This is a genomic window from uncultured Pseudoflavonifractor sp. (genome assembly GCF_944387275.1).
Lineage (GTDB): Bacteria > Bacillota > Clostridia > Oscillospirales > Oscillospiraceae > Pseudoflavonifractor > Pseudoflavonifractor intestinihominis.
In genome coordinates, this window is record NZ_CALXEG010000012.1 from 38857 (window position 1) to 64115 (window position 25259).

Here is a 25259-nt window from a genome sequence, read left to right on the forward strand (position 1 = left end):
CCCGGCGGGATCAGCCCTCGGTATGGGCCAGCCAGACAAAGCCGTAGGGGTAGAGCTCCACGTGGCTCAGGTCGTCGAAGTGGCCGCCGTAGACCAGCTCGTCAAAGGCGCCGCCCTCGCCGCTGGAGACGGTGACGAACTCGGGGCTGAAGTTGAACATGGCGATGAGCTTGCGGCCCTTGTACCAGCGGCCCACGCCCAGCACGTGGGCGCTGCCGGTGTCAAAGGTCCACACGTCGGCCCGGGCGTCAAAGGCGGGCTCGGCGCAGCGCAGCTCCTCCAGCCGCCGCAGGCCCATGAACTGCTTGCCCTGGCGGGTGGTTCCGTCGCGGCGCAGGGCGGCCAGGTCCCACTGGAAGGCACCACGGTGGAGGTAGCGGCTGTCGTCCCACTTCTCCGGGTCCTGGTGGTAGGAGTAGTCGTTGAGCTGGCCCACCTCGTCACCGCTGTACAGCACCGGGATGCCGCTCTGGGTCAGCATCCAGGCGTGGAGCATCAGGTCGCAGGCAATGGCCCGCTCCAGCTTGAAGGGGTTCTGCTCGTAGTCGGCGGCCTCCACGCCGCACAGGGAGGCGGTGGTGCCGCACAGCCGGGCGTCCCCCAGGCGGGGGTCGTCGTTGTAGAGCTCGCCCCGGCTGTCGCTGCCCGGCCACTTGCCGGTAAACCAGTCGTTGAGGTACTTCTTGTGGGCCACCTCGTCGGTGCCGAAATGGGCCTTGAGCCAGGGGTAGTCCAGGCCCCAGCCGATGTCGTCGTGGCAGCGCAGGTAGTTGAGGAACAGGAAGTCCCGGGGCAGGGCACACACCGCGTCCATCTGGTGGCGCAGCAGGGACACGTCCCCGGTGGCCAGGGTGTGCCAGGTGGTGGCCATGGTGGTCACGTTGTAGAGCATGTGGCACTCGGGCTTGTCGGGGGTGCCGAAGTAGGGCGCCACCTTGGCCGGCTCCATGACCACCTCCCCCAGCAGCAGCACGCTGGGGCAGACGATCTCGCACACCATGCGCATCATGCGCACCAGGGTGTGGACCTGGGGCAGGTTGCGGCAGTTGGTGCCCAGCTCCTTCCAGATGTAGGGCACCGCGTCCAGCCGGATGACGTCGATGCCCCGGTTGGCCAGGTAGAGCAGGTTCTCGGTCATGTCGTTGAAGACCATGGGGTTGGCGTAGTTCAGGTCCCACTGGTAGGGGTAGAAATTGGTCATGACCACCTTCTGGCAGTCGGGCAGCCAGGTGAAGCTGCCGGGGGCGGTGGTGGGGAACACCTGGGGCACCGTCTTCTCAAACTCCCGGGGGATGTCCCAGTTGTCGTAGAAGAAATAGCGCTCCCGGTAGCCCGGCTCGCCCGCTCGGGCCTTGCGGGCCCACTCGTGGTCCTCGCTGGTGTGGTTCATGACAAAGTCCAGGCACAGGCTGATGTCCTTTTCCCGGCAGTCGTCGGCCAGACGCTCCAGGTCGGCCATGGTGCCCAGCTCGGGCTGCACCTTCCGGAAGTCGGACACCGCATACCCGCCGTCGCTGCGGCCCTTGGGGCTCTCCAGCAGGGGCATCAGGTGGAGGTAGTTGACGCCGCACTCCTGGATGTAGGGCAGCTTCTCCCGCACCCCCTCCAGGGTGCCGGCAAAGGCGTTGGTGTAGAGCATCATGCCCAGCAGGTCCCGGCGGCGGTACCAGTCCGGGTCGGCCTCCCGCCGCCCGTCCTGGGCCCGCAGCTCCGCCTTCCGGTCCGCCCAGCTCCGGCGCAGCATGGACACAAAGTAGTCGTAGGCGGCCAGATCCCCGTGGTAGAGCTCGCAGTAGAGCCACTTGAGCTCGTCCTGCCGCCGGGCCAGGCGGCGCTCGAACACGGCGTCGTCCTCCCGGGCGGTGGGGGCGCCGGCCTCCTTGACGGGGGTACGCTCCTCAGCCGCGGGGGCGGCGGTCTCCTGGGCCGCGGGAGCATTTTCCTCAACTGCGGGGCGGGCCTCCTCCGCGGCGGCAGGGGCCGCCTCTGCCGCAGGGTTCACCACCGCTTCCTCCGCAACAGGGCGGGCCGCTTCCTTTTCGTCAGAGACAGCGGCCTCCGGCGCGGCGGCGGGGGTCTTCTTTTTATTCTGTCTGGCGGAGGGCTCTCCGCTCCGCTGGTTCCGTTTTGCTTTCATTCTGCTTTCTCTCCGTTCTCCAGCTCCGCCAGAGTGGGCATGGCGGGAATGGCTCCGCTGCGGGAGCAGGTCTTGGCCGCCGCCCGGTTGGCAAAGGACAGGATCTCCTCCAGCTCAGGGGCGGCAAGGCCCTCCAGGGGGCCGCCGCTCCGGCGGGTCAGGCGGCTGAGCACCGCGCCGAAGAAGGTGTCTCCGGCGCCGTTGGTGTCGGCCACGGTGGTGTGCACGCCGGGTACCAGGCCAGTCTTGCCCTGCCAGCGGTAAAAGGCCCCGCCGGCCCCCATGGTGATGAGCACCAGCTCGACGCCCTCAGCCTCCATGCGGCGGCTGCCCTCCTCCGGGTCGTCGGTGCCGGTGATGAGGGGCAGCTCCTCGTCGGACAGCTTGAGCACGTCCACCAGGGGCAGGGGGGTGCGCATCCACTCCACGGCCTCCTCCCGGCTGGTCCACAGGGCGTCCCGGTAGTTGGGGTCGTAGCTCACCAGCACGCCGTGGGCCCGGGCCTGGCGGGCGGCAAACAGGGTGGCCGAACGGGCGGGGGCCGCGGTCAGGCTCACAGAGCCGAAGTGGAGGACCTTGGTGTTCTCCACCAGGCGGGCGTCCACCTCGTCGGGGGACAGGGCGCTGTCCGCCCCCCGGACAAAGCGGAAGGACCGCTCCCCGGTGTCGGACACCGTGACCACCGCCATAGTGGTGGGGGCGGCGTCGGTCCGCAGGCCGGACACGTCCACGCCGTTCTCCTTCAGCACGCCGGTGAGGTAGGCGCCGAAGCCGTCCCGGCCCACCTTGCCGATAAAGGCGGTCTTGGCCCCCAGGCGGGCGGCGGCCACCGCCACATTGGCGGGGGCTCCGCCGGGGTTGGAGGCAAACAGAGGCACGTTCTGCGGGGAGACGCCGGTCTGGGTCAGGTCAATGAGCACCTCTCCGATGGTGGTAATATCCATCATGGCAAAGCCGCTTCCTTTCTCTTTTCAAAAATCATGTCAGACGGTGCGGGCCTCTTCCACGGGGCCTTCCAGCTGAGTCCCCAGGCCGTACACCACATGGCTGAGCACATATTCTCCCTGGTTGACGAAAATCTCCACCAGGTTGGGGTCCACAAAGATGTCCAGGCGGCAGCCGTCCCCCTCCAGGGCGGGGGTGCTGGCGGTGAGGCGGCAGCCCTGGAGGCCGCCGAACAGGGCGCTTCGGTCGGCCTCGATCCTGCCGTCCGCCATGCGGATGCGGTATCCGCCCATGTTCAGGGCGTCCCCCTCCCGGAGGGTGGCCCTGAGCCGGACGGGCTTGTACTCCGCCAGGGGAGCCAGGCCGTCGGCGGGCTTGTCAAAGCAGGCGTCTACGTCGGGGTGGACCGGGAAGCACACCCGGCCGTCCCGCACCTGCACCAGCCGGGGCAGGCTCATCATGCCGTTCCAGGGCCCCCGGCCGTCCGGCCAGTTTTCCACGGGCCTGGGCATCCGCATCCAGCCCACCAGCACCCGGCGGCCATTTTTGTCCAGGGTGCTCTGGGGGGCGTACAGGTCCAGGCCCCAATCCAGGTAGGAGAGGGGTTCCCGGAGGGACAGGGCGCAGGCGTCCGGGTCAAAGTCCGCCCGGGCGTACATGGCCTGGTCGGCGTAGGACAGGCCGTCCGCCGTGACCCCCATGGGGGAGCCCACGAAGATGTACCCGTCCTCCGTCTTCATCAGGTCGGGGCACTCCAGCACCCGGCCCAGCTCGGGGGAGGCGTACTGGTTGGCGTAGGTCCAGTGTTCTCCGTCCTCGCTGCGGAAGAAGAGCACACGCCCGGCCCCGTCCCGGGTGCTGCCCAGGATCATGCGGTAGCCGTTCTTCTCCCGCCACACCTTGGGGTCCCGGGTGTCCTTCCGGTCGCCCACGGCCGGGTCGGTGAGCACGGGGATGATCTGCCTCTTGTCCGCCCAGTTGTCAAACTGCCGTCCGTCGGGGGAGATGACCATGGCCTGGCTGGTCTCGAACCGGTCCCCCTCCGCCACATGGATGTCCTCCGGGTTGGGCCGGTCGTACTTTACCGCCGAGTAGTACAGGCGGAGCTTTCCGTCAATCTCCAGGGCGCTGCCCGAGAACACGCCGCTGCGGTCATAGTCCTTGGTGGGGAAGAGGGCCACCCCCAGGTGCTCCCAGTGGATCAGGTCCCGGCTCACCGCGTGGCCCCAGTGCATGGTGCCCCACCGGGGGGCGTAGGGGAAATACTGGTAGAAGAGGTGGTACTCGCCCCTGTAGTAGATAAACCCGTTGGGGTCGTTGATCCAGTTTCCGGGGGATCTCAGGTGTACGATGTCCGTTGTCAACGCGCTTCCCTCCGCATCTTCCGTAGCGTTCCGGGCCCGGCGGGCCCTGTAAAAATCGGGAGCCCCTTCAACGAGAGGCTCCCGACAGAGATCCCCACCGGTCGCCAGACACCGGCGGGTTTGGATGGTCTCCACACAAGCATGAATTGTATCACATCGGGATGGGTTTGGGTAGCTTTTATTTCACCGCGCCGGACACCACGCCGCCGATGATCTGCTTCTGGAGGATGACGTACAGGATCAGGATGGGGATGACGCACAGCAGCAGTCCGGCCATGATGGTGCCGTAATCCGCCGAATAGGTGCCGTAGAAGCTGTAGGTGGACAGGGGCAGGGTGAGCAGCTCCTTGTCGGTGAGGACCAGGGAGGGCAGCAGGTAGTCGTTCCAGAAGGCCAGGGAGTTGAGGATGACCATGGTGGAGATGATGGGCTTGAGGAGGGGGAAGACGATCTTGAAGAAGATCTGGGCGTGGTTGCAGCCGTCGATGTAGGCCGCCTCCTCCAGGGCGATGGGGATGTTGCCCCGGATGAAGCCGTGGAACATGAAGACCGACATGGCCATGGAGAAGCCCACGTGCATGAAGATCAGGGTGATGCGGTGGTTGAGCACGTTGAGGGTGCCGCCGTAGATGCTCACCAGGGGGATCATGATGGCCTGGAAGGGGATGATCATGGAGGCCACCATGAGGGCGAAGATGATCTTGGACACCTTGTTGTTGTGGCGGACGATGTAGTAGGCCAGCATGGCGGCCAGCAGGGTCACCAGCACGGTGGCGGACACGGTGACGATGAGGGAGTTCTTGAAGGCGTTGAGGAAGTCCATCTGGGTGAAGGCCTTGACGAAGTTGTCAAAGGACAGGCCCTTGACGGTGAACAGCCAGGAGAAGGGGTCCTTGATGATGTCCCGCTTCTCCTTCAGGGCGTTGATGACCACCATGATGAAGGGGAACATGTAGGCGATGAAGATGATGATAAGGCCGGTCATGGCCAGGGCGTTGGCCAGTTTGCGCTTGTTGCCGCCGATGGTGGAGTTGTTCATTATGCCTCAACCTCCTGTCTCTTGGTCAGGTAAACCTGGACGCCGCTGATGATGGCCACGATGACAAACAGGATCAGGGCCTCTGCCTGGCCCACGCCGAACTGCCGGGAGGTGAAGGCCTTCTCATACACGTGCATGGCGGCCATCTCGGTGGTGCCGTAGGGGGCGCCGGCGGTCAGGGACAGGTTGATGTCGTACACCATGAAGGCTCTGGACAGGGTGAGGAACAGGCAGATGGTGATGGAGGACATCATGAGGGGGAGGATGATGTGGCGCAGCTTGGTCCAGCCGGTGGCGCCGTCAATGCTGGCGGCCTCCATCACGTCCTGGTTCAATCCCATGAAGCCGGCCACGTAGATGAGGATCATGTAGCCGGACAGCTGCCACACGGACACCAGCACCAGGGCGGCGAAGGCCAGGCTGGGGTCGGACAGCCAGGAGCTCTCGAAGAGGCTCCAGCCGGTGGCGTCGCCGATGCCAACGAACACCCGGGAGAACACGAACTGCCAGATGTAGCCCAGCACCAGGCCGCCGATCAGGTTGGGGGTGAAGAAGCCGGCCCGGAAGAAGTTCTGGGCCTTGATGCCCCGGGTGAGCAGGTAGGCGATGGCGAAGGCCAGCACGTTGACGATGATAACCACAAAGATGACGTACTTGAAGGTCAGCAGCAGGGAGGTCCAGAACTGGCCGTCCTTTACCACGCTGATAAAGTTGGTGAAGCCCACAAAGTTCTTTACGTCGGACACGCCGTTCCAGTCGGTGAGGGTCAGGTAGACGCCGTAGATGAAGGGGACGATGACCACTGCCACGAAACAGAACAGGCCCGGCAGCGCAAAACCGCAGAAATCTTTTCCACTCTTTCTTTTCATTTCAGTTCCTCCTTACTTCTGCTGGGCCCAGTAGTCCTCAATGGACGCGATGAGCTCGGCCCGGTCGCTGCGGCCGGCCAGATACTTCTGCATGGCGGCGCCCAGAACAGACCAGTGGTCGTTGGGCACGATGGCGGAGGCGTTGAAGGCGGTGCCCTCATGGACGTGGTTGTAGATGTCCCGGCTCAGGGGGTCGGAGGGCTCATAGGGGTTGTTCTGGAAGGGCGGGATGATGCTGCAGGTCTTGACCAGCATCTGCTGGCCGATCTCGCTGTACACAATCCAGTTCAGGAACTCCTTGGCGGCGGCCTGCTCCTGCTCGGTGGCCACGATGCCGTCCAGCATCACCTGCTTGGAGGGGGAGGCCTGGATCTCATAGTTGACAAAGTCGTCCGGGTCGTTGTTCATGAAGTAGGGCAGGAAGCCGTACGCGTCGTCCTCCTCCGCGTCGGCCTCGGCCATGTTGGGCCAGGCCCAGTTGCCGTTGAACCAGAAGGCGGTCTTGCCGTCCACCAGGTCAATGGCCATCTCGTCGTAGTCGGCGCCCAGGGGGTCGGCGGCGGCCACGTTGTACTTCTTCAGCACGTCGAACATGTCCAGGAACTGGGACATGCGGTCGTAGGTGGTCAGGTCCAGCTCTCCGCTCTTGATCTGGTTAATGACCTCGGCCGCGCCGTCGGAGGTGCCGTCGTAGGTCTCATAGATGTACTGCAGGTGATGGGCGCCCAGGGACCAGTCCTCCATGGCCAGGGACACCGGGTGCTCCAGCCCGGCGGCCACCAGCCGGTCCAGCAGGGCCACAAAGTCGTCCAGGGTGTGGAGGGAAGAGGGGTCAAAGGGCTCGCCCAGGGTGTCCTCAATGACCTTCTGGTTGTAGATGATGCCGCGGCCCTCGATGCACAGGGGGAAGCTGTACACCTTGCCGTTGACCTCGGTCAGGTAGCCCTCGGCCTCGGCCAGCCAGGGCTCGTCGGACAGGTCGGCCGCCTTGGCCTCGGCCAGGGCGATGACGTCGGTGGTGTCCAGGATGGACATGGTGGGCGGATTGCCCGAGTTGTACAGGCTGACCACCTTGGTGTAGGGCGAGTCGCCGTCGGTCACCGGCATGACCTCCACGTGGACGCCCGACTTCTTCTCAAACTCCTCGCCCATCTCCACCAGGGCGTTCTGGATCTCCGCCTTGGAGTTGAGCAGGGTGATGGTGGTGCCCGCCAGGGACTGGTCGTACTCAAAGGTGTCCACAGAGGTGTCGATGGGCTCGGCCTCGTCCACCTCGTTGGGATCGTCCGGGTTGCTGGCGAATCCGAACCGGACCCCGCTGGCGGCGGCTGAGACCAAAGCGGCCAACAGCGCCACTATCACTATGATGGATATGATTGCTTTTTTCATAAATGCGCCTCCCACTCCTTAAATATTTCACAAAACATGAAATGGAACCGGTTACTTCGCCCTTATATTAGCACCTTTTGAAAGGATTCGTCAATCGTTTTACCGTCAAATAAACCAACTTTGTAAATATCGTCCGAACTGTTTTAGTCATTATTATACATATTACACAATACCTCCCCGGAGTCCTATCCGTTGTACATTTCCAGCGCGTCTGCTATAATATTACAATAGTCCGGCGGCGGAGTACGCCGGCATGACAAGGGGCGCTGTTATGGAACCGAAAAAGAAGATTACCTTTGACGACATTGCCAGATATACCAATTTTTCCAAGACCACCATCTCCCGCTACTTCAACAACCCGGACTCCCTGGCCCCGGAGAGCCAGCGGATCATCTCCGACGCTCTGGAGAAGCTCCACTACAAAGAGAACAAGGTGGCCCGCATCCTGGCCAACGGCCAGACCGAGTTCATCGGCATCATCCTGCCCGAGTTCTACCACCGGTTCTTCTCCGAGGTGCTCAACCAGATCCTGTCCACCTATGAGACCTACGGCTACAAATTCCTGGTGTTCGTGGGCAACCGGAATGAGGAGAGCGAGCGGCGGTACATCCGGGAGCTGATGGCCTACCAGATCGAGGGCATGATCGTCCTCAGCCACACCATCTCGTCGGAGGAGCTGGCGGCGCTGCACCTGCCCATCGTGACCATGGAGCGGGAGGACAGGCACGTGTGCAGCGTCAACACCGACAACTACGCCGGCGGCCGCCAGGCGGCGCAGCTGCTGGACGAGTGCGGCTGCGACGTGCTCCTCCACATCAACTCGCCCACCAGCCCCCTCATCCCGGCCTACGGCCGCATCACCGGCTTTCTGGACTACTGTCAGGACCACGGCCTGCGCCACGAGCTGATACTGCGGGACGTGGACCGCTCCCACGAGAGCGACCTGGCCATCCTGCGGGAGCTGATCGACGACATGGAGGAGCGGTACAGGGGCCAGAAAAAGGGGATCTTCCTCTCCAACGACACCCTGGCCAGCACCATGATCAACCTGCTGTTCCTCAAGTACGGGCGTCTTCCCGACGACTACCGCATTGTGGGCTTCGACAACTCCCCCGCATCCCGAGAGGCCATCATCCCCGTCAGCACGGTGGGACAGCAGGTGGAGCTGCTGGCCCAGGAGGCGGTGGCCCTGGTGGTGGAGCAGATCAACGCCCGCAAGGACGGCAAGCCCCTCCACAGCCGGAAGCCGGTCCACAAGGTCATCGACCCGGTGCTCATCCGCCGGGCCTCCACCGGAGACACCTGAGGGCCTGTCTCATTTTATTCCGCTCCCGGCAGCGGTATCACTGCCTGTCCCCAAAAACGCAAAAGCAGCCCGGGAATTCCCGGGCTGCTTTCCTTTATATAATGTGGTTCAGTCCTCCAGGACCCAAACGGCGGCCTGCCAGGGCGCCAGGGTCATAGCGCCGGGGGCGGCGGGGGCCGCTTGCCAGTTGGCGATGAGCAGGCGGCTCTTCCGTCCGGTCAGCTCCTCCGGCAGGTCAAATTTTGCCTCTTTCCCGGACAGATTGCACACGGCGAGCAGGGTTTTGCCCTCCAGCGTGCGGGTGTAGGCGAAGAGCTGGGGATGGTCGGGGAGGATCAGGTGGTACTTGCCGTAGACGATCAGGTCCTTGTCGGGGGAATTCCGCCGCAGGCCGATGAGCTTCTGATAGTAGTGGAACACGGAGTCCGCCCGGCCCAGCTGCTCTTTGGCGTTGATCTGGACATAGTTGGGGTTGACCATGATCCAGGGCCGGCCGGTGGTGAATCCAGCGTTGGGGGAGCCGTCCCACTGGAAGGGGGTGCGGGCGTTGTCCCGGCTCTTGTAGGCGATGGCGGCCATCAGCTCCGCCTGGGGCATGACCCCCCGGGCGCTCAGGTCCCGGTAGGCGTTGATGGACTCCAGGTCCCGGTAGTTCTCAATGGGCCCGAAGGGCACGTTGGTCATGCCCAGCTCCTCCCCCTGGTACACGTAGGGGGTACCCTGCATCATGTGCAGACAGGTGGCGATGCACTTGGCCGAAATCTCCCGATTTTCGGGGGAGTCGTCCCCCAGCCGGGAGACGATGCGGGGCTGGTCGTGGTTGCAGAAGTACAGGCTGTTCCAGGCCACCCCGTCCAGCTCGTTCTGCCACCGGGAGAGCAGCTTTTTCAGGGCCACCAGGTCTATCTTTCGGGTGCTCCACTTGCCGGTGACCGCGTCGCCGCCGTCCAGGTCCACATGCTCGAACTGGAACACCATGTTCAGCTCGGTGCCCTGGGCGTTGGCGTACTGCTTGGCCTGATCGATGGTCACCCCGGCGCACTCGCCCACAGTGAGCAGGTCGTAGTGGGAGAGCACCTTCCGGCGCATCTCCTGGAGGTACTCGTGGACATGGGGGCCGTTGCAGCAGCCCAGGTTGCAGGAGGCGTAGGGGGCGCCGTTGGTGGGCATGTCGGGCAGGCCCTCCCGCTTGGAGATCATGGAGATCACGTCCATGCGGAAGCCGTCGATGCCCTTGTCGCACCACCAGGTCATCATGTCGAACACCGCCTGCCGCACCGCCGGGTTGTCCCAGTTCAGGTCGGGCTGCTTGGGGGAGAAGCAGTGGAGGTAGTACATGCCGGTGGCGTCGTCGTAAGTCCAGGCGGGACCGGAGAAGGAGGAGCCCCAGTTGTTGGGCTCCTTTCCGTCCTTGCCCTCCCGCCAGATGTAGAAGTCCCGCTTGGGGTTGTCTTTGGACTTGCGGCTCTCCACAAACCAGGGGTGCTCGTCGGAGGTGTGGTTGACCACCAGGTCCATGACGATCTTCAGCCCCCGGGCGTGGGCCTCAGAGAGCAGCTTGTCAAAGTCGGCCATGGTTCCGAACTCGTCCATAATGGCCTGATAGTCGCTGATGTCGTAGCCGTTGTCGTCGTTGGGGGAGCGGTACACCGGCGAGAGCCAGATGACGTTGACGCCCAGCTCCTTGATATAGTCCAGCCTGCTGGTGATGCCGGGCAGGTCGCCGATGCCGTCGCCGTTGGAGTCGCAGAAGCTGCGGGGGTAAATCTGATAGATGACGCTCTCTTTCCACCATGCCTTGTCCATCTCAGGCATCCTCCTTCTTATACCGCCTCGATCTGATACTGAACGGCCTGGTACTGGTCCAGGAAGGGCAGGGCCAGCCCGGCGTACATGAGCTCGTCGCCGCCGTAGACCACGCCGTTCACCCGATAATTCCGGTCCGGGTCCAGGCCCTTGAGCCGCAGCAGGGGCCGCACCGGGTTGGCGTGGCGCACGGTCTGCACCAGACCCACCACCGCCCGGCTCTTGTCGGCGGTGACGTGCATCCAGGCGCAGTAGCTGTCCTCCTGGCGGAAGGGGCTGGTCAGGCGGTAGTAGTCCCCCCGCATCACCACGTCCCAGTAGGTGCGGAAGGCGGCGATCTGCTCCGCCACCTCCTTCAGCTCCTCGGCGGTCAGCTCGTTCAGGTCCAGCTCGTAGCCGAAGGTGCCCGCCGCCGCCACAACACCCCGGGTGTGGAGGGGAGTGGCGCGGTGGGTCAGGCCGTTGGGCACGGCGGACACATGGGCGCCCATGGCGCAGCAGGGGTAGCAGAAGGAGGTGCCGTACTGGATACGCAGCCGGTCGGCGGCGTCGGTGTTGTCGGAGCACCAGATCTGGGGGGTGTAGTACAGCATGCCGCAGTCAAACCGGCCGCCGCCGCCGCTGCACCCCTCGATGAGCAGGTCGGGGAACTCCTGGTGCAGGGTCTCCAGGATCTCGTACACCGCCAGCACAAACCGGTGGTACACCTCGCCCTGGCGCTCCGCGGGCAGTCCGGCGCTCCACACGTCGGTGAGGCTGCGGTTCATATCCCACTTCACGTAGGAGATGTCGGCGCTCTTGAGCATGGCCCGCAGGTTGTCCAGCACGTACCCCTTCACCTCGGGGCGGGTCAGGTCCAGCACCAGCTGGTAGCGCCCCCGGGTGACGGGCCGTCCCGGCACCTGGAAGGCCCAGTCGGGGTGGGCGCGGTACAGGTCGGAGTTCTCGTTGACCATCTCCGGCTCCACCCAGATGCCGAACTTCATGCCCAGGTCGTGGATGCGCTTGGCCAGGGGGGCCAGGCCGCCGGGCAGCTTCTCCTGGTTCACGTTCCAGTCGCCCAGACCGCCGAAGTCGTCGTTGCGCTGGCCGAACCAGCCGTCGTCCATGACCATCATCTCCACGCCCACCTTGCTGGCCGCCTGGGCGATGGAGCAGATCTTGTCCGCGTCAAAGTTGAAGAGGGTGGCCTCCCAGTTGTTGATGAGGATGGGCCGGCGCTGGTCCTTCCAGGGACCCCGGCACAGGTTGAGCCGGATGGCCCGGTGGAACATCTGGCTCATATAGCCCAGGCCACGGGCGGAGAACACCATGGCCGCCTCGGGGGCGGTGAAGGTCTCACCGGGCTGGAGCAGCCAGGAGAAGTGGAAGGGGTGGATGCCCATGGTCATCCGGGTCTCGTGGAACTGGGTGTACTCCACCGAGGCCAGGAAATTGCCCGAGTACACCAGGGCCATGCCCCAGCAGCGGCCCGCGTCCTCGGTGGCGTCCCTGTCGCACAGCACCAGGAAGGGGTTCTGCTGGTGGCTGGAGGAGCCACGGACGCTGCCGGCGGTGTGGATGCCCTGGGTGAGGGCGGCCCGCACCGGCTCCCGCTCCCGGGCGTAGGCGCCGCCCAGGGTGATGAAGTCGTGGTCCCCCACCGGGAAGTCCAGGCACGCGGAGGCCACACGGGTGAGCCGCACCGGGGCGGAGCCGTCGTTGCGTACCCGCACCGCCCGGGTGATCATGTCGTACTCCTCCAGCACGCCGTAGAGTAGCTCCACCACCAGGCTGCTGCACCGGTCCCGCAGCTCCACGGTGAGGGTCTGGGCGGTGACTCCCTCGCCGTAAAAGGCGGGCAGGCCCTCCAGGGCGTACTTGCCCTCCTCAATGGTGTGGCGGACGTAGCGGAAATCCGCCGTGTGGCTGCCGTCGGCCAGGTCTACCTCCAGGGAGGGGGTGCGGAAGTCCCCCACGCCGCTGGAGGAGTACTCCTGGGGCTGGGTGTCCAGGGACCAGGTCCGGTCCAGGCCCACCTCGTCCGGGTTGGGGGAGAAGCCCCGGTCCTCCGGGCAGATCAGCCGGGAGAGATCGCCGCCTCGGAGCTTCTGGCCGTAGTAGGTGTGGAGCAGCACCCCGGTGGGGTCGATCTTCATCTGATAGGTGGTGCTGCGGGTGCTCAGGTTGATGGTGCGCTGGGAAGCGTCAAATCCGATCATGGCAGATCATCCTTCTGACATAGAGTAGTGGCCGCCGCCCGGGGCGGATGTCAGCTTTATTGTACCACATTGTTTGTATTTTTCCAGTCTATTTCTTGTCAAGAAATCCGTGTATCCGGATTTGTCTGCGCCCGCAATCCTTAGAGCTCCAACGGCTTTGTCTATAACGTCCAAAAACATGAAACCGGTTTTATGATTTCTGCAAAAAAGTTCTCTATTCCGCTCCGAACGCCGCCGACGCCCAGGTCCTTGGCCGGGCGTCCAAAGGGCGGCCCTCGCACAGAGCCACTTCTGCAATAAAAAACCTCCCCAAGCGAGATCTCGCTTGCGGAGGAATGGCACGCCCGAGGGGATTCGAACCTCCGACCTACCGCTTACGGGGATCAGGAAAGAGCTTTGCAACAAGATTTCCGGTTTGCAAAGTTATCTGTACAAATTTTCCCCTTTAGAGGCAGGTTGAAATGGAGAGCAGCGTCGTTTATAATAAAAATATATACATACAAGTACAGGGAGAGGGAGGAACAAAATGCTCAGAGTCGCCATTGTGGAGGACGAACAAAAGGTAGCTGATGAGATGGCCTCTTTTTTCGCGCGATACGGTGCAGAGACGGATACTGAGTTTCAGGTCACGAAGTTTCCCAATGCTGTGAACTTCCTTTCAGGCTATCAGGCGGGGTTTGATATCATCTGCATGGACATCGAAATGCCGCATATGAACGGAATGGAAGCGGCAAAAAAGCTGAGGGAGATAGACAGCCAGGTGGTGCTGATTTTTGTCACCAACCTGGCGCAATACGCCATAGACGGCTATGAAGTAGACGCCATGAGCTATATGCTCAAGCCGACAAAGTACGCTACATTCCGCTTTGTGATCAAGAAGGCCATGGAGCGGTGCAAAAAAGCGGAAAAGAGCAAGATCGAGATCATGGAGAACGGCACCCTGCTCTGCCTGCCTGTATCCGCCGTCTATTATGTGGAGATCAACGACCACTCCATTCTGTATCACACGAACCAGGGCAATTATAAAGGCTACGGCACGATGAAAAAGGTGGAGGATGCTGTGCCGCCCGGGCAGTTTTTCCGGTGCAACAGCTGCTACCTTGTGAATCTGGAACATGTGAAAAAGGTCGATGGCAATAACGTCTGGGTGGGCAGCGAAGTTATCCAGGTAAGCAGGCCGCGGAAAAAGAGCTTCCTGGAAGCCCTGCACGAGTACTATTGCCAAACACAGTAGGGGCGCAAGATGGAACAATTCATTGCGATATGGAAGGAAAACATATTCTGGCTGACAGTTCTCTGCGGCTGTCTCCCATTTTGCTGGCGGCTGCCCCGCCGCCGGTATTTTCCTGCTAAATTTCTCCTGGGTCTGGCTGTTCAGGCCGCCTTTGCTATGAGCTGGGCGGAGTATGTTGAAAAGGCTTTCTCTCGGAATGCGCTTTTGGAATCCACTCCCTATGTTATCCACATTTTTCTCTTTACGCTCATGATACGCTGGTGCTATGAGTGCGACATGGTTGGAGCTGCATTCTGCGCTATGTGCGGCTACTGCCTGCAGCATATTGCGAGCCGGATTCATCTGGTATTTTGGATGGCGGTTGGCTCCAGATGGGAGTGGCTGCGCGATCCCTCGGTGTATCTGTTTTTTGCGGGCACGTATGTGGTGGGGTATCAGGCATTCAAAAAGAGGTCAGGCGGTGTGATGAACATCATCCGGGTGGACGCCGTCGGACAGCTGATCATCTCCGCCATCGCATTGTTTGCCATGAATATTGTGGAGATGATACAGTTTTTGTACCAGCCGGCCGCAAAAGATCCGCTGGTAAACATGAGCGGCCCGATTATGGCGGTGCTGTTTACCTGCATCACACTGATGCTGGAGTTCAACCTGCTGTCCTACAAGACGGCAGAGACGGAGCGCAACACGCTCAAAGAGATCGTACAGGAAAAGCGGAACCAGACCGAGTTTGAAAAAAAGATGATGGAAGCGGTCAACATGAATGCCCATGACCTGAAATACAAGGTCAAGGACGGCGCGCTGCTGCAGGACGCCCAGCGGGATATTGAGAGGGCCGTGGACGCATATGATACCGCGCTCCACACCGGCAACGAGGCGCTGGATATCATCCTCTCCAAAAAGAAGCTGGACTGCTTCCGGAGGGGCATCCAGCTCATCTGCATTGCGGACGGGAAACGCCTGGATTTTATGAGCGAGTCGGATATTTTTACCCTGTTCGGAAATATTCTGGACAACGCGATTGAAGGTGTGGAGCGTCTGGACGACCCGGACGACCGCATTATCCAGCTGAATGTCGTGGGAAGAAACAGTTTTGTTCAGATCCGGGAGGAAAATTACTTTCGGGATGGCCTGCTGCTCTCCGGGCAGACGCTGATGACCACCAAAGAGGACAAGGAGCACCACGGCTACGGCATGAAGAGCATTGCCCTGCTGGTGGAGAAATACGGAGGACATCACAAGATCGAGACACAGGAGAACCTTTTTGCGCTGGATATCCTGCTGCCCATGCGGGACAGGCAGAATGGGGAGCGCTGACAAAAGCGCCATTCGGATACCCGGGCCTGTCCGTTGGGGCAGAGAAAACAAACTGTTTACAAAGCGGACCGCCGGCATGTTGCCGGCGGTCCGCTTTTCTATATAACGCACAAAAATTCTGCTTCCAAGAGGGGGAATTCTGGAGAAGAAAATCGTTCTGCGTGTCAGGTTTCGTTGCGAGATGTACAGATTACGGGGGAGCCCATTGAGGTAATTTGTCATATCCTCTAAGATTGGCGTCAAGGAGGCGGATACAGCCTCAAATCCAGAAAAGGAAAGAGGAGGAACCCGAATGAAACTTACCAAAAGGCATGGTAAAAGAGTGGCCGCATTGCTCCTGAGCGCAGCGATGACCGTGGGACTGGCTGCCTGCGACGGGACCGCTGCTCCCAGCGCATCTGCTCCCGGCACCACGCCCAGCGCGACCCCTGCGGGCGGGGAACAGACGGCGACGGACCTGATCCAGGAGACGCTGGTGGAGGCCACCGGCACCCAGACCGGCAATCTTGCGGCTCAGGGCAAGTATTACACCGACTTCAGCACCATTGACGAGGCCAGAGAGCTGGGCGAGCAGCTGAACATCGAAGTGGGTAGTGAAGGCTTTGTTCTGCTGAAGAACCAGGACAACACCCTTCCCCTGTCCGACACGGAGCGGAATATCACCCTGTTCGGCTATCGGAGCAGCCGGCTCCAGACCGTGGGCGGCGGCTCCGGCGCAGGCGACGGCTTCGGGCACGAGTGGACCCTCCAGGAGAGCATGGAGGAGGCTGGCCTGAATGTCAACGAGAAGCTCCTGAACTATTACAGCGGCGTTGACAACCCTGACGCGCTGGAGCTGGATCCGGACACCTACGCCGCCTCCATCGAGGGGACCTTTGACTTCTACGGGGATGCGGTGCTGTGGACGATCTCCAGAACCGGATCGGAAGGCCGCGACCTTCTGACGGCGGAGGTGCCCGGTCACAGCGATCCTACCGAGCACTATCTGGAGCTGGACGACAACGAGAAGAAGGTCTATGAGTACCTGAAGGAGCTCAAGCAGGAGGGCCGGATCCAGAAGTTCATCGTGATCGTGAACAGCGCCAACGCCTTTGAGCTGGGCGACATGCAGGACGACAGCGATGTGGACGCCATCATCTGGGTGGGCCACCCCGGCAACGCGGGCATCGCGGCGCTGGGCAAGATCCTGACCGGCGAGGTCAACCCCTCCGGCCATCTGGTGGACATCTTCGCCAGAGATTTCACCCAGGACCCCACCTGGAGCAACTTCGGCAGCAACGTGCAGAACGGATTGGACAACTACGTCTACTATGACGACAACGGCACCCTTACGGACAGCGGCTACCGCTCCGTGGAGTACCGGGAGGGCATTTACATTGGCTACCGCTGGTATGAGACCGTGGCGGCGGATATGGAGGCCCAGTCCGAGGGCAGCGGCGAGAGCTGGTACCAGGAGAACGTGGTCTATCCCTTCGGCTACGGCCTGAGCTACACCACCTTTGACTGGGAGCTGACCGGCGTGGCTGAGACTGCCGTGATTGATGCCCCCAACCGCACCGTCACCATGCAGGTGAAGGTCACCAACACCGGCGATGTGGCCGGCAAGGACGTGGTCCAGGTCTACGCCTCCCAGCCTTACACCGACGGCGGCATTGAGAAGGCCGCCCGGGTCCTGATGGGATTTGCCAAGACCGACCTGCTCCAGCCCGGCGAGAGCCAGGTCGTACAGGTCCAGTTTGTGGCCCAGGACATGGCGTCCTATGACTACAACGACAAAAACGGAAACGGCTTCAAGGGCTACGAGTTGGAGGCCGGCGACTACATCATCTCCATCAACCGCAACTCCCACGAGGTGGTGGACAGCGTCGTGCGGACCGTGGAGGGCGATGGCATCCTCTGCGAGACCGACCTGACCTCCGGCAACGCCATCGGCAATGTTTACAGCGGCGGCGAGACTGTCAACGGCAAGAACGTGGAGCGCTACAAGTCCACCAACGACGCCCTGGAGGCCAATGAGATCAGCCGTGAGGGCGGCCTGGAGCTTCCCACTCCCTCCACTCAGGAGGACCGCACCATCACCGCCGAAAAGAAGGCGTTCTATGACGCCGAGGAGACCTATCTGGCCTATCAGGACCAGGAGACCGACCCCTGGTATGTGGCTGCCACCCCGGAGACCTGGACCCAGTCCAACGCCGAGACAGAGACGGTTACTCTCACCATTGAGGGGAACGCCACCAACCCCACCCCCCGCACTACCACCCAGATTCAGCGAGCGGACGGCAGCCGGGCGGAGATCCTGCTCAGCGACATGAGCGGCATCTCCTACACCGAGCCCCAGGTTGATGAAAACGGCAACGTCATCCTGGGCACCGACGAGGGGAGCCAGAAGTGGGACGAGTTCATGAACCAGCTCACCTGGTCGGAGATGGCCTCCATCGTGACCCAGGGCTACTATCTCTCCCCCGCCCTGCCCGCCATCGACAAGGTGGAAGGCGTAGACGGTGACGGCCCCTCCCAGGTGAAGGCCGGCTTCTATAACCGCACCACCCCCGGCGGCACACTCTGGGCCTGCGGCTGCGTGGTGGCCGCCACCTTCAACACTGAGCTGGCCGCCGCCATCGGCAACATGTGCGGCAACGAGGCCCTGTTCCTGAACCTGGGCGGCTGGTACGGCCCCGGTCTGGAGATCCACCGCTCTCCCTTCGGCGGACGTAACTTTGAGTACTACTCCGAGGACGGCGTCCTGGCCGGCAAGATCTCTGCCGCGCTCATTGGCGGCGTCCAGGCCAAGGGCGTGCGTACCTATATGAAGCACATGTTCCTGAACAACCAGGAGACCAACCGGAGCACTCTGGGCGGCGTCTTTACCTGGTGCAACGAGCAGGCCATCCGCGAGATCTATGTAAAGCCCTATGAGTACGCCGTGAAGTACGGACACTCCACCGGCAGCATGTCCGGCATGAACCGGGTGGGCGACGCCATGTGCTATACCAACTATGCCACCATGACCGCGCTGATGCGGGACGAGTGGGGCTATCAGGGTGCCAACGTGACCGACACCCTGTTCAACAGCGAGTACCACACCTTTGACGCAATGGTCCGTGCCGGCCAGGACATCCCCCTGGGCGTCCGTCCCGGCGGCTATGCCGAGCCCCTCTCCGGCACCTGGGATCCCACTGCCAATGACGGCCGGGGCGGCGTGCTGATCAAGGCCGACGCAGAGGCGGAGACAGACACCGTCCTCTCTCCCACCCAGTACTACGCCGTGCGTATGTGCGCCCAGCACATCCTCTACTCTGCTGCCAACAACCTGGATATCCACAACCAGATGCACGCATTTGAGTTCACCGACCTCGCTGTGGAGTTCTCCGCAGAGAGCGGCGAGGCCGACGTGAGCCACTCCGATGCTACGGCAGAGGCAATTGCCGTGACTTACAGCACCGAAAGCCCGCTGCCCGAGGGCCTGACCCTGACGCCGGATGGCATGCTCACCGGCGAGGTGGCCGCTGGCACGCCTGCCTTTACGATTCAGGTCGACGTCCGGGCTGACTACTATCTGTACTTCACCTACAATGTAACCGTCACCGTAGTGTAACCCGAATCCCTGACAGAATAGGAGGAATGTCCGTGGAGGCACTGTCGCCGACAGCGCCTCCACGGCAAAGTAAACTATGAAAAAGCACAAACTTGCTCGCTTTCTTGCACCGATTTGCGCGCTGACGCTGCTGCTCAGCTCCTGCGGCGGAGGCGGCGAAGGCGGCAGCGGCAATTCCGGATCGTTTGAGATTGAAGTGACCACCCTGCCCACCAAGACCGAGTACGCCATCGGTGAGGAATTCTCTGTTGCCGGCGGTGAGCTCACCGTGACCAACGCCGACGGCTCCACCGCTACGGTCAGCCTGGAGGATGACGGCGTGACCCTCTCCGAGGTCAATACGGACAGCGCGGGGCGGAAGAGCATCACTGTCAACTATGGCGGGGAGCGTACCCGCTTCGATATCACTGTAAAGCCGTACGTAGTCACCTTTGACATGGGCGGACACGGCTCCCTGGATCCGGTGGAAGTTACGGAAGCCGGTCCCGTGGCCGACATGCCCACGGACCCCACCGCGGAGGACGCGGAATTTGACGGCTGGTACTACAACGCCGAGTGCTCTGACCCCTTTGACCCCGACGCACAGGTGACCGAAGATATCACCCTGTACGCCAAGTGGGTCGAGGCAGGCACAAACTACCTGACCGTCACCTTTGATTTGGGCTACACCGGCGCCCCCGAGGCCCAGGTGGTCAATGTGGAGGAGAATGCCACCGTAAGCCAGCCCAGCGATCCCACCCGTGCCGGCTACAGCTTCAACGGCTGGTTTGCCGACCCTGAGGGAACTGTGGCCTATGACTTCTCCGCTCCCGTCACTGCTGCTCAGACCGCCTATGCCACCTGGACCCGCACCGCCAGCGGCACCAATGAGTATGTCTTCGAGGCCGAGGATATCGACCTGACCGGCAAGCGGGGCAACGGCTACTCCGGAGAGGCGGAGGGTGTCGGCCTGATCCAGCGGGAGGCGGAGAACAGCCCCACCCAGGCCAGCAACAACCGTTTTGTAGGCTATACCTATACGCCCAACCTGACGCTGGACTTCCATATCGTCTCGGACATGGCGGTCTCCGACGCCACCATCGTGGCCAGACTGTCGGGTGAGTTTGCCGACCTGACTCTGACCCCCGACATGTTCACCATCTCACTCAACGGCGAGTCCATCGACTACGGTAAGATCGAGATCACGGACGTGCCCTCCGGCGGCGTAAAGGCCTTTGAGGACTTCGTGCTTATCGAGGGTGCCTCTCTGGTGGAGGGTGAGAACCACCTCTCCTTCCTGGTGAATAACGATGATAACTGGATCGGCGGCGGCACCGTGGCTGCTACGGCTCCGGTGATCGACAATGTAAAAATCACCACCAGCGCTGTCCTGTGGTGGAACGGCGACTTCGGCCTGCCCATGGATAACTATTGATCCCACTGCGACCGCTGTTCCCGTCCCTGTGCGGGGCGGGAACAGCGGCGTTTTTGTGAGAAAGAGAACGCTGGGAGCTGTGCTTTAATGTCATAAGGGAGGAAAACAAATGAAAAACAGAGGACGGCGCGCATGGATCATCACCACGTCGGTGGTCCTCGTGCTTCTGATTGTACTGAATACCGCCGCCGTTGTGCTCTTTGATCTGCTCAACATCGTCATGCCGGGCGGCGGCATACGGGCCCTCTATGCCGACGGCGTGGAGGCCTCCTATGTCTCCGACTACGCCAGCAAGGAGGAGGCGCTGGAGCACGCCAACGAGCTGAACGTGGACCTGTGCCGGGAGGGCTTTGTGCTCCTGAAGAATGAGAACAGCGCCCTGCCCATCGCCACCCCCGAGTCGGACAGCGCCGTCACCCAGCGGCCCAAGATCTCCGTGTTCGGCAAGAACAGCGTGAACCTGGCCTACGGCGGCTCCGGTTCCGGCGGCGCCGACACCGCCGACGCCGTGGACCTGTACACCGCCCTGGACGCGGCCGGCTTCGACTGCAACCCCACCCTCAAGTCCTTCTATGAGGACGAGTCCAAGTCCGGCCCCGCTCGCAAGGGCAACTCCAGCGACCTGGACAGCGGCAACAGCATCTCCATCGCCACCGGCGAGACCCCCCAGTCCATGTACACCGCCGATGTGACCGGCTCCTATGCCCAGTACAGCGACGCCGCCCTGGTGGTGTTCACCCGGGTGGGCGGCGAGGGCTTCGACCTGCCCCGCACCATGGGCTCCGCCGAGGGCGCCCGCGACCCGGAGGACACCTACCTCCAGCTGGACCAGAACGAGACCGACCTGCTCGCCGCTGTGTGTGAGGCCGGGTTCGACCACGTCATCGTCATCATCAACAGCGGCGCGGCCATGGAGCTGACCTTCCTGACCGACCCCGCCTACTACGCCTACCAGGAGCAGATCGACGGCTGCATCTGGATGGGCTTCCCCGGCAACACGGGCACCACCGCCCTGGCCGAGATCCTCAACGGCACCGTCAACCCCTCCGGCCGCACCGTGGACACCTACGCCGCCGACCTGAAGCAGGACCCCACCTTCTACAACTTCGGCGACAACATGCAGACCGACGGCGACCGCTACACGACGAATGGGGAGACCCAGCGCTACTTCTTCGTGGACTACGAGGAGGGCATCTACACCGGCTACAAGTACTATGAGACCCGGGGCTTTACCGACGGCGAGGAGTGGTACAGCGAGCATGTGGTCTACCCCTTCGGCTACGGCCTGAGCTACACCACCTTTGAGTGGACCATTGCCGACGCCTCCGCCATCGAGAACGCCACCATCGCCGCCGACGGCCTCTATGAGGTCCAGGTGCAGGTGACCAACACCGGCGCTGTGGCCGGCAAGGACGTGGTGGAGCTCTTCGCCCACGCCCCCTACTATGAGGGCGGCATTGAGAAGGCCCACGAGGTGCTGGTGGATTTCGCCAAGACCGACCTGCTCCAGCCCGGCGAGAGCCAGACCGTCACCCTCACCTTCAACCCCTACTATCTGGCCTCCTACGACTACAAGGACGCCAACGGCAACGGCTTCAAGGGCTACGAGCTGGAGGAGGCCACCGGCTCCGACGGCTACCAGCTCTTTGTCAGCCGCAACGCCCATGAGGTGGTGGAGACCATCCCCTTCGCCGTGCCCACCGGCGGCATCCGCTATGAGACCGACCCGGTCACCGGCACGGCGGTGCAGAACCTGTACACCGACCTGGACGACCCCATGTTCAACTCTGACTACCAGCTCTCCACCATCCTCTCCCGCAGCGACTGGGAGGGCACCTGGCCCACCACCCCCACCGCGGAAGACCGTGAGGTCAGCGCCGAGTTCATCAATGCGCTGAAGGATATTTCCACCAACAATCCCACCGACTACGATTCGGAACCCATGCCCTGGTACGATGAGGACAACGGTCTGGATCTGCGGGACCTGCTGGAGCAGAGCGACGTGGAGCCGGAAAACCCCGGCGACCCGCTGGTGTCCTATGACGCGGAGCTGTGGGAGGACCTGCTGGACCAGGCCAGCCTGGATGAGATGGTGGCCATGTACGACTACGGCGCCTTCCAGACCAAGGCCATGGACAGCATCGGCAAGCCCAAGACCAACGACACCGACGGCCCGGTGGGCTTCGTCAACTTCATGGACGGCACCACCTTCTACGGCACCTGCTCCTACTGCGCCGAGGTAGTCATTGCCTCCACCTGGAACCAGGCGCTGGTCGAGGACTTCGGCGTGTCCGTGGGCAACGAGGGCATCTGGGGCAACGCCCGGGGCGACGGCATGCCCTACTCCGGCTGGTACGCACCCGCCTGCAACATCCACCGCTCTCCCTTCGGCGGCCGCAACTTCGAGTACTACTCCGAGGACGGCATCCTCAGCGGCAAGATGGCCGCCGCCGTGGTCCGGGGCTGCCAGAGCAAGGGCGTGTACTGCTACGTCAAGCACTTCGCCCTCAACGAGCAGGAGACCCACCGCTCCATCGGCGGCGACTGCTCCTGGGTCACCGAGCAGGCCATGCGTGAGACCTTCCTCAAGCCCTTTGAGCTGGCGGTGAAGGAGGGCGGCACCCGGGCCATGATGAGCTCCTTCAACCGCATCGGCACCCGCTGGACCGGCGGCGACTACCGCCTGCTGACCACCATTCTGCGGGACGAGTGGGGCTTCCGGGGCATGGTGCTGTGCGACTTCAACACCGTGCCCGACTACATGGACTCCCGTCAGATGGCCTATGCCGGCGGCTCCATCAACCTGGCCACCACCCCCGTGAGCTGGTGCGACACCTCCGACGTGGCCGACGTGATCGTCCTGCGCCAGTGCACCAAGGACGTGCTCTACACGGTGGTCAACTCCAATGCCATGAACGGCGAGGTCATCGGCTACGCCATGCCCATCTGGACCATGGTGCTCATTGCGGTGGATGTCGTGGCGGTACTGGGCCTTGCGGTGCGAGGAGTTATAGTATTCCGGAAAAAGAAAGATATATAAGCAAATAAAGGTATTGACACACCTTTAAAACGGCGGCTCTAAATTTGAGCCGCCGTTTCCTTTTTTCTAAAATCAAGCAACAGAATCATACTTTGTAATTTGGCACGGCGGCAACAGGAGGAGCCGCCATACACGACAACGTTTTTCGACATAAAACGCTGGGAGCCGCTCTGTAAAAAAGCCCATTTTTATTATCGGGACCGCCTGGCTATAAAGACAAGCAGGAATGATCTCGCACCGCCCTGGACCTCAGAAGCTGCCCTCATCTAAATATAGTTCGTAATGCTGAAGGGTCAAACCTGTTGCGGTTGGTGGGTGAGGATGTTAATCAGATTAATGGGACAAATTATGAACTGCAGGCTGCAGATGATATGGAGGGCGTCATTTTGGATCAATGCCGGGATGATGCAATTCGGATCAAAAAATATTCCCCCATTAAGAACGCTTGCAACCTGCTCACAATTGATAGACGATTTCGATCTCCGCAGGAGTGGATCGATGCCGGGAAACAATATGTCACGTTTCAAAACGGAAACCTGAATCTTAAGACCGGTGCTCTGGTCCCACATGACCCGATGGTTTTTACTACATTCTGTATCCATGCCAACTACCTGGGACCGGGCTGTGATGTTGGAACGCCAGTATTTGATTAAGTCGTTTTTCGCGCCGGGTGATAATGTGGCGATCAGAAAGCGTGGAAACAGCTATCAAGTCGTGTACCGCTGTCCGGGCGAAGCTTCTCCTCGTACCGAAACCTTCAGGTCGGAGGACGAGGCACTGATCAGGGACATGCAGATCAAGCTGGCAAAAAAGAATGGGACCTTTGAGCCGCCTGTTAAAATTTCCAAGGGGACTGTACGGGCTAGGCAGGAGATCACGGTCAGCGATTTTCTGGACGAGTACGTGGAGGTCTACGGCCTGAAGCTGATTGCCCAAAACAATTTTCGCCCGGTGGTGTTTCACAGTCTGAGACACAGCAGTACTTCGCTGAAGCTCAAACTGAGCCGCGGCAATATCAAGGCAGTGCAGGGAGACACAGGCCACGCCGAGGCCCGTATGGTGACCGATACCTATGCCCACGGGTTTGATGCAGGCCGAAAGCTGATCGCTCATGAAATGGATACAGGTTTCTTTGCCAAAGTAGGGGCGGCGCCTACCGAAGAAGATTTGGATGCGGATATGCTGCGTAAGCTGAAATCTTTGATTCAAAGCCATCCGGAACTGTTGTCCGAATTACTGAAAGAGACGGAAAAGGACGGAAAAGCAGGGGCAGGGAGCACTTAAATGTTGGCAAGTGTAAGCAAGCACAGCTCTTTTTGTCCTCTGCTAGGCCAAAAATGTAAGCAAAATATGCAGCATCTTCGATATTATACCAACAATTGAACATTGATCAGAAAGTACAAAAAAGGAGCCGAAACATGATGTTTCGGCTCCTTTTGGCACCCTGGAGAGGACTCGAACCTCCGGTCTACCGCTTAGGAGATGGCCCCAAGCGACATAAGCACTATCAAGCGAGTATAAAAAAGCCAAGAGAAATCAAGGCTTTTCTCCAAGTCAGGTGTAAATCTGGTACAAGCAAAATCAAGCCAAAATAAAGGGGTTT

Annotated in this window: 16 protein-coding genes; 8 read left to right on the plus strand and 8 right to left on the minus strand. The window is 61.6% G+C overall.

The features are described 5' to 3' along the window. Window positions 1-10: 10 nt before the first annotated feature. The 6 genes from Q0K23_RS04745 to Q0K23_RS04770 form a co-directional block, all read right to left on the minus strand. The gene (locus Q0K23_RS04745) at window positions 11-2137 is read right to left on the minus strand and encodes an alpha-amylase family protein (protein WP_294518454.1); all 2127 of its coding nucleotides are present in this window, start codon (window positions 2135-2137) and stop codon (window positions 11-13) included. Then, window positions 2134-3084, minus strand: a complete 951-nt coding sequence (locus Q0K23_RS04750) for a carbohydrate kinase (RefSeq protein ID WP_294518457.1) — start codon at window positions 3082-3084, stop codon at window positions 2134-2136. Before Q0K23_RS04750 ends, Q0K23_RS04745 begins: the two co-directional genes overlap by 4 nt. A gap of 36 nt (window positions 3085-3120) precedes the next feature. Beyond that, window positions 3121-4446: a glycoside hydrolase family 32 protein gene (locus Q0K23_RS04755; protein WP_294518461.1), complete on the minus strand. Its 1326-nt coding sequence runs from the start codon at window positions 4444-4446 to the stop codon at window positions 3121-3123. A 178-nt stretch (window positions 4447-4624) separates the two neighbouring features. Continuing rightward, a complete protein-coding gene (locus Q0K23_RS04760; protein ID WP_294518464.1) occupies window positions 4625-5485 on the minus strand; it encodes a carbohydrate ABC transporter permease in 861 nt (286 codons plus the stop codon). Further along, window positions 5485-6354: a carbohydrate ABC transporter permease gene (locus Q0K23_RS04765; RefSeq protein ID WP_294518467.1), complete on the minus strand. Its 870-nt coding sequence runs from the start codon at window positions 6352-6354 to the stop codon at window positions 5485-5487. Before Q0K23_RS04765 ends, Q0K23_RS04760 begins: the two co-directional genes overlap by 1 nt. Before the next feature lie 12 nt (window positions 6355-6366). Beyond that, on the minus strand, window positions 6367-7743 hold the full coding sequence (locus Q0K23_RS04770; protein WP_294518470.1) for an ABC transporter substrate-binding protein: 1377 nt from the start codon (window positions 7741-7743) through the stop codon (window positions 6367-6369). Between the two features lie 271 nt (window positions 7744-8014). Between Q0K23_RS04770 and Q0K23_RS04775 the strand changes: the two genes are divergently transcribed. Continuing rightward, the gene (locus Q0K23_RS04775) at window positions 8015-9049 is read left to right on the plus strand and encodes a LacI family DNA-binding transcriptional regulator (RefSeq protein WP_294518473.1); all 1035 of its coding nucleotides are present in this window, start codon (window positions 8015-8017) and stop codon (window positions 9047-9049) included. A gap of 108 nt (window positions 9050-9157) precedes the next feature. Here the strand turns inward: Q0K23_RS04775 and Q0K23_RS04780 are convergent, their stop codons facing one another. Both Q0K23_RS04780 and Q0K23_RS04785 read right to left on the minus strand, forming a co-directional pair. Further along, a complete protein-coding gene (locus tag Q0K23_RS04780) occupies window positions 9158-10855 on the minus strand; it encodes an alpha-glucosidase (RefSeq protein WP_294518476.1) in 1698 nt (565 codons plus the stop codon). 17 nt (window positions 10856-10872) lie between these two features. Then, a complete protein-coding gene (locus Q0K23_RS04785; RefSeq protein ID WP_294518480.1) occupies window positions 10873-13056 on the minus strand; it encodes an alpha-galactosidase in 2184 nt (727 codons plus the stop codon). 526 nt (window positions 13057-13582) lie between these two features. On the opposite strand from Q0K23_RS04785, the gene Q0K23_RS04790 reads away from it, so the two are divergent. The 7 genes from Q0K23_RS04790 to Q0K23_RS04815 all read left to right on the plus strand — a co-directional run bounded on the left by Q0K23_RS04790 (window position 13583) and on the right by Q0K23_RS04815 (window position 24940). After that, entirely contained in the window at window positions 13583-14290 is a 708-nt protein-coding gene (locus Q0K23_RS04790; protein ID WP_294518483.1) for a LytTR family DNA-binding domain-containing protein, read from the plus strand. A 9-nt stretch (window positions 14291-14299) separates the two neighbouring features. Beyond that, on the plus strand, window positions 14300-15607 hold the full coding sequence (locus Q0K23_RS04795) for an ATP-binding protein (RefSeq protein WP_294518485.1): 1308 nt from the start codon (window positions 14300-14302) through the stop codon (window positions 15605-15607). A 292-nt stretch (window positions 15608-15899) separates the two neighbouring features. Next, window positions 15900-19202 carry a glycoside hydrolase family 3 C-terminal domain-containing protein gene (locus Q0K23_RS04800; RefSeq protein ID WP_294518488.1) on the plus strand — a complete coding sequence of 1101 codons (3303 nt, stop codon included), beginning with the start codon at window positions 15900-15902 and terminating at the stop codon, window positions 19200-19202. Window positions 19203-19278: 76 nt separating this feature from the next. Further along, entirely contained in the window at window positions 19279-20616 is a 1338-nt protein-coding gene (locus Q0K23_RS04805; protein ID WP_294518491.1) for an InlB B-repeat-containing protein, read from the plus strand. A 109-nt stretch (window positions 20617-20725) separates the two neighbouring features. Continuing rightward, entirely contained in the window at window positions 20726-23656 is a 2931-nt protein-coding gene (locus Q0K23_RS04810) for a glycoside hydrolase family 3 C-terminal domain-containing protein (protein WP_294518496.1), read from the plus strand. A 311-nt stretch (window positions 23657-23967) separates the two neighbouring features. Then, entirely contained in the window at window positions 23968-24309 is a 342-nt protein-coding gene (locus tag Q0K23_RS12700) for a hypothetical protein (RefSeq protein ID WP_353963963.1), read from the plus strand. Then, a complete protein-coding gene (locus Q0K23_RS04815; RefSeq protein WP_294518498.1) occupies window positions 24284-24940 on the plus strand; it encodes a hypothetical protein in 657 nt (218 codons plus the stop codon). The genes Q0K23_RS12700 and Q0K23_RS04815 overlap by 26 nt, the downstream gene beginning before the upstream one ends. Window positions 24941-25259: the final 319 nt, after the last annotated feature.